This window comes from Paenibacillus jepli (genome assembly GCF_047238105.1).
Lineage (GTDB): Bacteria > Bacillota > Bacilli > Paenibacillales > Paenibacillaceae > Paenibacillus_D.
Map to the genome: position 1 here is coordinate 4,749,117 of NZ_JBDFMD010000001.1, position 9,980 is coordinate 4,759,096.

10 protein-coding genes are annotated in these 9,980 nt (G+C 56.5%); 9 read left to right on the forward strand and 1 reads right to left on the reverse strand.

From position 1 onward, the window contains the following. The first annotated feature begins 118 nt into the window (after positions 1-118). Together purM and purN are read left to right on the forward strand one after the other, a co-directional pair. On the forward strand, positions 119-1,162 hold the full coding sequence (gene purM / locus ABC336_RS20505; protein ID WP_413240418.1) for a phosphoribosylformylglycinamidine cyclo-ligase: 1,044 nt from the start codon (positions 119-121) through the stop codon (positions 1,160-1,162). Further along, on the forward strand, positions 1,162-1,767 hold the full coding sequence (gene purN / locus ABC336_RS20510; RefSeq protein WP_413240419.1) for a phosphoribosylglycinamide formyltransferase: 606 nt from the start codon (positions 1,162-1,164) through the stop codon (positions 1,765-1,767). Before purM ends, purN begins: the two co-directional genes overlap by 1 nt. 70 nt (positions 1,768-1,837) lie before the next feature. On the opposite strand, the gene ABC336_RS20515 is transcribed toward purN, so the two are convergent. Next, positions 1,838-2,212 carry a hypothetical protein gene (locus ABC336_RS20515; RefSeq protein WP_413240420.1) on the reverse strand — a complete coding sequence of 125 codons (375 nt, stop codon included), beginning with the start codon at positions 2,210-2,212 and terminating at the stop codon, positions 1,838-1,840. Positions 2,213-2,587: 375 nt separating this feature from the next. On the opposite strand from ABC336_RS20515, the gene purH reads away from it, so the two are divergent. The 7 genes from purH to ABC336_RS20550 all read left to right on the forward strand — a co-directional run bounded on the left by purH (position 2,588) and on the right by ABC336_RS20550 (position 9,958). Beyond that, positions 2,588-4,135 (forward strand): bifunctional phosphoribosylaminoimidazolecarboxamide formyltransferase/IMP cyclohydrolase, encoded by a 1,548-nt coding sequence (gene purH / locus ABC336_RS20520; protein WP_413240421.1) that lies wholly within the window; start codon positions 2,588-2,590, stop codon positions 4,133-4,135. A 17-nt stretch (positions 4,136-4,152) separates the two neighbouring features. Further along, positions 4,153-5,433: a phosphoribosylamine--glycine ligase gene (gene purD, locus ABC336_RS20525; RefSeq protein ID WP_413240422.1), complete on the forward strand. Its 1,281-nt coding sequence runs from the start codon at positions 4,153-4,155 to the stop codon at positions 5,431-5,433. Between the two features lie 169 nt (positions 5,434-5,602). Continuing rightward, entirely contained in the window at positions 5,603-5,980 is a 378-nt protein-coding gene (locus ABC336_RS20530; protein WP_413240423.1) for a GntR family transcriptional regulator, read from the forward strand. Between the two features lie 863 nt (positions 5,981-6,843). Next, positions 6,844-7,215, forward strand: coding sequence for a GntR family transcriptional regulator (locus ABC336_RS20535; protein ID WP_413240424.1), 372 nt, complete (start codon positions 6,844-6,846; stop codon positions 7,213-7,215). Continuing rightward, positions 7,212-8,087, forward strand: coding sequence for an ATP-binding cassette domain-containing protein (locus tag ABC336_RS20540; RefSeq protein WP_413240425.1), 876 nt, complete (start codon positions 7,212-7,214; stop codon positions 8,085-8,087). The genes ABC336_RS20535 and ABC336_RS20540 overlap by 4 nt, the downstream gene beginning before the upstream one ends. Further along, positions 8,084-8,800 carry a hypothetical protein gene (locus tag ABC336_RS20545; protein WP_413240426.1) on the forward strand — a complete coding sequence of 239 codons (717 nt, stop codon included), beginning with the start codon at positions 8,084-8,086 and terminating at the stop codon, positions 8,798-8,800. Before ABC336_RS20540 ends, ABC336_RS20545 begins: the two co-directional genes overlap by 4 nt. Positions 8,801-8,956: 156 nt before the next feature. After that, positions 8,957-9,958, forward strand: a complete 1,002-nt coding sequence (locus ABC336_RS20550) for a TolB family protein (RefSeq protein ID WP_413240427.1) — start codon at positions 8,957-8,959, stop codon at positions 9,956-9,958. The last annotated feature ends 22 nt before the right edge of the window (positions 9,959-9,980 follow it).

Here is a 9,980-nt window from a genome sequence, read left to right on the forward strand (position 1 = left end):
TGTACGATAGGATTCAAGCTCCCCGACAAGGGAGGCTTGAACAAACAAATGTTTTTGTTCAAACGATCGGGTTTATCGCACCGAGAACGTTTGAACAACCTCTAAAGGAGTGTTACTGGTGTCAGAAGCCTATAAACAGGCCGGCGTCGATATCGCAGCCGGCAACGAAGCAGTAGAGCGGATGAAGAAGCACGTGAAGCGGACGCTGCGCCCCGAAGTGATGACCGAGCTGGGCGGCTTCGGCGGACTGTTCGGCCTCGACAAGAGTAAGTATGAAGAGCCGGTGCTCGTCTCCGGCACCGATGGCGTCGGCACCAAGCTGAAGCTTGCGTTTGCCATGGACAAGCATGATACGATCGGCATCGATGCCGTCGCCATGTGCGTCAACGACATCGTCGTGCAGGGCGCTGAGCCTCTGTTCTTCCTCGATTATCTGGCGTGCGACAAGGTCGTGCCGGAGAAGATCGAAGCGATCGTCAAAGGCATCTCCGACGGCTGCGTCGGCTCGGGCTGCGCGCTGATCGGCGGCGAGACAGCCGAGATGCCGGGCATGTACGCCGAAGGCGAGTATGACATCGCCGGCTTCACCGTAGGTGTCGTCGACAAGGCCAAGATCATCGACGGCAGCACGATCGCCCCTGGCGATGCGATCATCGGCCTCGCTTCGAGCGGCGTGCACAGCAACGGCTTCTCGCTCGTGCGCAGACTGCTGCTGGAGCAGTCCGGCTATGCGCTGACGGATACGGTGGAGGAGCTGGGCGGCGCACGTCTGGGCGACGTCCTGCTCACGCCGACCAAGCTGTATGTCAAGCCGGCGCTGGCGCTGATCGAGAAGCTGCAGGTTAAGGGGATGGCTCACATCACCGGCGGCGGCTTCATCGAGAACATCCCGCGCGTCCTGCCTGAAGGCGTGAACGCCGAGATCGACTACGGCTCCTGGCCGATCCTGCCGATCTTCGAGCTCATGCAGCAGAAGGGCAGCATTACGAACCGCGATATGTTCACGACGTTCAATATGGGCATCGGCTATATCGCGGTTGTATCGGCTGAGCAGGCCGAAGAAGCACTGCAGATCCTGGCTGAGCAGGGCGAGCAGGCTTACCGGATCGGTACCGTGACGGAAGGAAGCCGGGTCGTGACCTTTACAGGAGCGGACGTCTGATGGCGATGAAAATCGCTGTTTTTGCCTCAGGCCAAGGAACCAACTTCCAGGCCCTGGCGGATAGAGTACAGGAAGGGCGGCTCGATGTCAGCATCGAGCTGCTTGTCTGTGACCGGCCGTCTGCGCCGGTCGTCGGCCGGGCGGAGCGTGCCGGCGTGCCGGTACACGCTTTTACACCGAAGTCATATGCTTCCCGGGAGGCCTATGAGCAAGAGATCCTGGCCAAGCTGCAGGAACTGGGCGTCGAACTCATCATATTGGCCGGTTATATGCGGATCATCACGCCTGTCCTTGTCGAGCCTTATTATGGCCGGATGGTCAATATCCATCCGTCACTGCTGCCGTCCTTCCCGGGCGTAGGCGGGATCGCCCAGGCGTTGGCCTATGGCGTCAAGGTAACCGGGGTCACGGTTCACTACGTGGACGGCGGCCTCGACAGCGGGCCGATCATCGCCCAGCGGGTAGTCGAGGTGGCTGACGGCGATACGGAAGACTCGCTTGCCCCTCGCATTCATGAGGCCGAACAAGCGCTGCTTCCCTGGGTCGTGCAGCAGATTGCCCGCGGCCGCGTCCATCTGGACGGGCGTCAGGTGCGGATAAGATAATAGCACCATCATACAGTCAGCCTACAAAAATGCGGCAATAGCGGCAGAAAGGGTCGCTGGAGGTGCCGGGTTACCACAAGCGTCGCTCCAGCGGCAGAAAGTACCGTTGCAGCAGCTCAAGTCGGGGAGGGCGTCGCAATAGCGGCAGAAAGTGCCGCTGCAGCAGCTCAAGCCGGGGATGGTGTCGCAATAGCGGCAGAAAGTGCCGCTGCAGCAGCTCAAGCCGGGGATGGTGTCGCAATAGCGGCAGAAAGTGCCGTTGCAGCAGCTCAAGTCGGGGAGGGCGTCGCAATAGCGGCAGAAAGTGCCGCTGCAGCACCTCAAGCCGGGGAGGGCGTCGCAATAGCGGCAGAAAGTACCGTTGCAGCAGCTCAAGTCGGGGAGGGCGTCGCAATAGCGGCAGAAAGTGCCGCTGCAGCAGCTCAAGCCGGGGATGGTGTCGCAATAGCGGCAGAAAGTGCCGTTACAGCAGCTCAAGTCGGGGAGGGCGTCGCAATAGCGGCAGAAAGTGCCGTTACAGCAGCTCAAGTCGGGGAGGGCGTCGCAATAGCGGCAGAAAGTGCCGCTGCAGCAGCTCAAGCCGGGGATGGTGTCGCAACGTAGCCGCTTCAACTTGAATTCCAGAATTTATATGTTGCACACGTATATCAGCTAAGAATTTTTCGGAATGAAACTAACTGTTTCGCCAAAGATGGCGACACCCGTTTCACCTTGATCTTTTTAGAAATTATATGTTTTCCGGGCCCCCGCATCGTACCTAAATCGGCATCGGAGAAAAAGCTTCACTTTGTGGGGGACTTCACACTTAGGAGGGATTGGATTGGCTATTCGCAGAGCGCTGATCAGTGTATCGGACAAGACGGGGATCGTCGAATTCTCGCGAGAATTATCCAAGCTGGGCGTAGAGATTATCTCCACCGGAGGGACGGCTAGTCTGCTGGAAAAGGAAGGCGTACCGGTCATCGGCATCTCGGAGGTCACGGGATTCCCGGAGATCCTGGACGGACGGGTGAAGACGCTGCATCCGGCGGTGCACAGCGGCTTGCTGGCGATCCGCGATGATGCGGAGCATCAGAAGAAGATGGAGGAGCTGGAGCTCAAGTATATCGATCTGGTCGTGGTCAACCTGTATCCGTTCCAGGAGACGATCGCCAAGCCGGACGTATCCTACGAGGATGCGGTCGAGAATATCGATATCGGTGGACCGACGATGCTGCGTTCGGCGGCGAAGAACCATGCGTTCGTCACCGTGGTTGTCGATGCGGCCGACTATAGTACGGTGCTGGAGGAAGTACGCGGCGACGGCGACACGACGCTGGAGACGCGCAAAGCGCTCGCGGCCAAAGTATTCCGTCACACTGGCGCGTATGACGCCCTGATCTCCGACTACCTGACGACGCAGACGGGCCAGGTGCTGCCTGAGCGCATGACCGTCACTTATGAGAAGATGCAGGATCTGCGCTACGGCGAGAACCCGCATCAGTCTGCTGCCTTCTACCGCAAGCCGCTGGCGCCTGAGGGCAACATCACGACAGCTAAGCAGCTGCACGGCAAAGAGCTCTCCTACAACAACATCAACGACGCCAATGCAGCGCTCTCCATCGTCAAAGAATTCGAAGAGCCGGCTGTGGTCGCAGTCAAGCATATGAACCCGTGCGGCGTCGGCATCGGCGAGGACATCCACGAGGCGTACCAAAAAGCGTATTCAGCTGATCCGACTTCGATCTTCGGAGGCATCGTCGCTGCCAACCGGCCGATCGGCAAGGAGACGGCGCTGCTGCTGAACGAGATCTTCCTGGAGATCGTCATCGCGCCGGACTTCACGCAGGAAGCGCTGGATATCCTGAAGCAGAAGAAAAATCTCCGCTTGCTGCAGCTGGGCGAGCTCCAGTCGGGCGCCCAGCGCAAGCCGGAATGGCTCGTCACCTCTGTGGACGGCGGCATGCTGGTCCAGCAGAGCGACGTCCATACGCTCACTGCCGCGGATCTGAAGGTGGTGACGACACGTCAGCCATCCGAAGCAGAGCTGAAGCAGCTGCTGTTCGGCTGGAAGGTGGTCAAGCATGTGAAGTCCAATGCCATCCTGCTGGCAAAGAACAATATGACGATCGGTGTCGGCGCCGGGCAGATGAATCGGGTCGGCGCAGCGCGCATCGCGATCGAGCAAGCGGGCGTGGAGGCGCAAGGAGCGATTCTGGCCTCTGACGCATTTTTCCCGATGGGCGATACGCTGGAGCTGGCGGCCAAAGCCGGGATCACAGCAGTCATCCAGCCGGGCGGCTCGATCAAGGACGAAGAATCGATCGCTGTGGCCAACGCACACAACATCGCGATGGTGATGACCGGCGTTCGTCATTTCAAACATTAGAGACAGGGGGAGTACGAATGCGGATATTAGTCATCGGCGGCGGCGGCCGTGAGCATGCCATCGTCTGGGCGCTGAAGAAAAGCGAGAAGGTCAAGGAACTTTACTGCGCCCCTGGCAATGCTGGCATCGCCCAGCTCGCCGAGTGTGTGCCCATCCCGGTTAGCCGCTTCGGCGACTTGATCCAGTTCGCGGTCGACCATGCAATCGATCTGGTCGTCGTCGGACCGGACGACCCGCTGGCAGCGGGCATCGTCGACGCCTTCGAAGCGCGCGGCATCCCGATCTTCGGGCCGCGTCAGAACGCGGCGGAGATCGAGGGCAGCAAGATTTTTATGAAAGAGCTGCTCCGCAAGTACAACATCCCGACAGCCAAATACGAGACGTTCACCGACTATGCCTCGGCCTCGGCCTACCTGGCTGAGCAGTCGGCGCCGATCGTCATCAAGGCGGACGGGCTGGCAGCAGGCAAGGGCGTTACCGTCGCCCGGACGATGGAAGAGGCCAAGCAGGCGCTCGAGGACATGATGGTGAACAAGGTGTTCGGCGAATCGGGCAGCCAAGTCGTCATCGAGGAATGTCTCGAAGGCCAGGAGATGTCGATCCTGGCGTTCGTGGACGGCGAGATAGTCCGGCCGATGGTGCCGGCGCAGGACCACAAGCCGGTCTACGACGGCGACAAGGGGCCGAATACCGGCGGTATGGGCACCTATACGCCGCTGCCGCATATCCCGCAAGCGATCGTGGACGAGGCGATCGAGAAGATCGTCATCCCGACGGCCAAGGCGATGGTCAGCGAAGGCCGGCCGTTCCGCGGCTTCTTGTTCGCCGGGCTGATGATTACCAAGAACGGCCCGACCACGATCGAGTTCAATGCCCGGATGGGCGACCCCGAGACGCAGGTCGTGCTGCCGCGGCTCAAGACCGATCTGGTCGACATCATCCTGGCGGCGATGAACGGGCGGCTCGACCAGCTCGAGATCGAATGGAGCGACGAGGCTGCGGTCTGCGTCATCCTCGCTTCCGAGGGTTATCCGGCCTCCTATCCCAAAGGCCGTGTGATCACCGGACTGGACGAAGCAGCGGCCCAGGAAGGCATCCAGATCTTCCATGCCGGCACCTCGCTGGATGGCGACAACTTCGTCACCAGCGGCGGCAGGGTACTCGGGGTTGTCGGCCTCGGCACCGATACCGCACAGGCGCGGGAGCGGGCCTACAAGGCTGCTGCCACGATCAAGTTCGACGGCGTTCACTATCGCAGCGACATCGGCGTGAAGGCGTTGCAAGGGCTGAGCATGTAATACAGAGCGATTGCTGAAGTCCGTCGGTGCGGAGTGCTGCCAAGCATTCCGTCTCCGACGGGCTTTTTTTTGACTTTACAATATGCCAATCATTTTATACAGTTGGGTATACGAGAGACCAACCATACAGGGTGAGATAGAGCTGTACAAGATGAAAGGGGCGAGCCGATTGAGAGCAATGCTGGACGAAGACCAGCCTATATTTCAACAAATTGCTCAGATGATCATAGATGATATCGTAGATGGACAGTTGAAAGAAGGAGAGCGAGTGCCTTCCGAGAATGAATTGTCACGATTCTACAATATCAACCGGGCCACTGCGCGGAAGGGCCTTCAGGCTTTGGTGGACGAGGATATTATCTACAAGCAGAGAGGAATCGGCATGTTTGTCAGGGAAGGCGCTAGAAACCAAGTGCTGCAGGAAAAACAGGATCATTACAGGGAGGCTTACATCCGTCCGATGCTTGAAGAAGCCAAGCGGATCGGGATGCCCGTCGACCAAGTCATCCAATGGATCATGGAGGAAGATAAAAAAAATATGGAATAGGTTTTTGAAAATCCGGTAGGGGATGTGCATAAATGCATGCCACCCATCGGTTTTTTTGTTGTTTAGGAAATGATGACTTTCGACACTTGTGGATAAGTTGTGCTCCTAGCTGGGTTGGATGCCGCGGTTCACAACCAGGGGTAAAATGCTACTTGAATCCGTTCCAATGGTTGGTCCGATCAGTTATCGGGGGTTGACCCGATTGCGGCATTGTGTCCTTACTCCTCGCCAATCTGCGTTAGCAGGTTTTGTTCAATTCTAAGAATTTATATGTTGCACACATATATCAGCTTAGAATTCTCCGGAATGAAACGCGCTGTGCCGCCAAGGACGGCGACAGCCGTTTCACCTTGAACAGATAAGTATAAATTTTTGTGGGGGCCACGAAGTGGCTCCTTGACTGCATTTACTTACGAGCGCACACCGTAGCCCTTATTTCGGGCATGGGCGTGTTTTTAGCGCAGCTTGAGGACAGAGGATCCGTTATAGGTCTGTAAACGGGGTCTAACGAGCACAAAATCAGTAATAACGGATTGTGTGTCCGTAGGTTCTGTTCCTGCTGGGGTTTTGTTCGCAATAGGATCTATTGTGTCCGTGTCGGAAGTGCTAGCCTGCGTGAGCAGGCTTTGTTCTTTGCGGACAAGCCAGATGGCGGGGATACAGCCGGATTAGTGTAGAAACCTTTTTTACGCCAGAAAAGAAGCCAGTTTTGCTTTGCAAAACTCTTGGGCGACAGCCGTTTCACCTTGGCAAAGGCTTTACAAAATCGAGTATTTGTTGTACAGTTGATTATACGAGTAACCAACCATACATCCTCAACATCCATTACACCCAACAAAGAGACCAAAGGAGGAGGGAGTCGTTTGAGAGCAATGTTGGACGAAGATCAGCCCATATTTCAACAAATTGCTCAGATGATTATCGATGACATCGTAGACGGACAGCTGAAGGAAGGCGAGCGAGTGCCGTCCGAGAATGAATTGTCGCGATTCTATAATATCAACCGGGCCACTGCGCGGAAGGGACTCCAGGCATTGGTGGACCAGAATATTATCTACAAGCAGAGGGGAATCGGCATGTTCGTCAGGGAAGGAGCGAGAAACCAGGTGCTGCACGAAAAACAGGGTCATTACAGGGAAGCGTACATCCGTCCGCTGCTGGAAGAAGCCAAGCGAATCGGAATGCCGGTCGATAAGGTCATCCAATGGATCATGGAGGAGGAGAAAAAAATATGATTTCCGTCGAAAATCTCACCTTTAGTTATGGTGAACACCCCGTGCTGAAAGGCATCTCTTACACTGAGCAAGAACCTGTTATCACCGGTCTGTGGGGACGCAACGGCGTAGGCAAGACCACCTTTATGAAGCTGCTTGCCGGTCATATGAAACCGCTCGGGGGAAGGATCCAGATCAAAGGCCACGAGCCATACAATAATCCCGAAGCGCAGAAATACTTGTGTTATATGATGGAGGATCATATCTTCAGTTCGATCTGGACGATCCGCGATGCCATGCGCTTCTATAGGTACTTCAATCCGAATTGGAACCAGGCGATGGCGGATAAACTGCTGGAAGTCTTCAAGCTGCCGGTGAACAAAAATGCCAGCAAGCTGTCTACCGGGATGAAAACGGCGCTGCAGCTCGTGATTGGCTTGGCCAGTCAGGCGGATATTACGATCTTGGATGAGCCGACAAATGGGCTCGATGCCGCGATGCGCAAAAAGTTCTATGAGCTGCTGCTCGACAGCTACGACGAATACCCGCGTCTGATCCTGGTGTCCACCCATCATATCGAGGAAATCCAGCCGCTGTTGGAATCCCTCGTCGTGGTTCATGAGGGCAAACTGATGATGAATGAGTCGATGGAACAGGTGCGCGAGAAAGGCTTCTGGTTGTCTGGGGAGCGAGCTCAGGTGGATCAACTGACGGTTGGAGAGCGGATCCTCGACGAGGACGCCATCGGATCGTCGAAAAAAGTGATGATCGACGCGCCATTATCCGATGCATGGAGAAAACGGGCGCAAGCGGTTGGCGTGTCGCTGGAAAAAGCGCAGCTCCAGGACTATTTGCTGCAAATGACAGACAATGTGAAGGAGGTTTCCCTATGAATGCAGCTCGAGGCACGGCGCGTTTGATTTATGAAGATGCAAGGTGGTTTTTGGTCAAATTGCTGTTCCTGTACATTACCTTGCCGTTGACCGCAGCCTGGGTTATCATCGGCATTTTCTTCGAACAGGCTGGCTCGGAAAGCTTTCTGATCGGCCCGGCATACTTCTTCTTCATTCCCTACTATGGTGCGGCGGGTTTCAAAAGCCTGCTGCCGATCGCCGTCGGACTCGGGAGCACAAGAACACAATTGCTTAAAATGTTCTATCTCGTCGGTACGTCAATCGTCTTCGTATATATGATCTTTTTAAATTTATGCCAGTGGCTGCTTGCTTATCTGTATCAGGAGGGAATCAGCTCCGCCGCAATCTTGCATCCGGGACAGCTCTATTCAAGCGAACATCAATTTCTGCCGTACTTGTGGATTGATCTCATGGTTAGCCTGGTGCTGTTCGGTGTGATGTTCTTCTTCTATTGCATCACGTACCGTCTGGGTATGAAACGTACGCTCATCGGCGCTTCAATTCTGGGCATCGCGGCGATGTTCCTGTTTTACTCAGGCGCTCTGAATGCGCCTATCGAATGGGCGTCCCGGATGAATATGAGTGCGCTGACGGCGTTCACGGTGGTGGGTGGCATCGGTTTGGCGGCGCTGCTAGCCACCTATCCGATGATGCGAAATGCCTCTTTGCTGCCAAAATCCAGTAAAGAATAGGTTCGTCTTTTCCCTAAACCTCTTGCGGCAGCCGCAAGGGGTTTTCTAGTACCAGCGGACTATCATGACAAAACCGATGACGGGCCGTCACTGTTGGCTGCTCGTTCCTTCCCTTTATAATGGTTGTGAAAATCAGGAAGGGATGGGAAGGAAACGATGAAAAAAGTGATGGCTTGCCTGCTGGCACTAAGCTTGCTGCTCGGACTCCTGGCGGCTGCGGGAGGTCAAGCGGCGGCAGTTATCGTACCGCCCGCTCCGGAAATAAGCATAGCTGCCCAGCCGCTCTCGGCAGACTTGCTGCTGGCGGAGCATGACGCTCCGGACAGCTATATCCAGCCGAGGGTCAGCAGGGATGGTAACGCAGTTGCGTACATCTCCAGAGTCGAAGGCGAAGAGGGCGTCTACATTTACGATGTAGCTGCAGGTATACATATGCCCATCTCGCAAGGCGGGACGCCCCACATGGACAGGGGGCTTGCCCTCAGCCCGACAGGCCGATATGTAGTATATGAAGGAGCGGGCGAGGTCGATGCGGCCGGCAGTGTGTTGTACCTGTTCGATCGGCTGGACGGCAGCACCGACAGATTGGCCCAATCGGAGGGACGCTTCAGGAGTCTGTCTGTCAGCGAGGATGGCAGCAGAGTGGCCTTCGTGTCCGAGGGCGGCGACTTGGTGGAGGACGATACGAATGGACTCGAGGATGTATTCTTGCTGGATCTGCGGGAAGACGCGGAGCATCCGCTGAAACGAATCAGCGTGGGCTGGGGAGACGAGCAGGGCAGCGAGCCCAGCGGCGAGCCGATGATCACGGCTGACAGCGAAGCCGTTGCCCTCGTATCCCGGGCCCCCGAGCTGTGGCCGGGCCGTGACGAGATGAAGAGCCGACTCTTTACCTATTACCCGGATAGCGGTTATCTCGACTATCGCGGCGTCACGATCAACGAGATCGAAGAGCTGGATGTGTATTCGCCCTACATCTCTTCTGACGGCTCTTATATCATCGTACGGGAAATGAACGGAACGCAAGGCATCCGGCTGTGGCTCTATAGTTCGGAAGAAGGCGAGTTCAGAGAGCTCCTGGATGTATCGGATGTACCCGGTCTGAGTCTGGGGGCGCCGATCGTGACCGACGACGGTGCCACCGTAGCTGGACTATAGTTATGAGAGCTACGACCCCGGG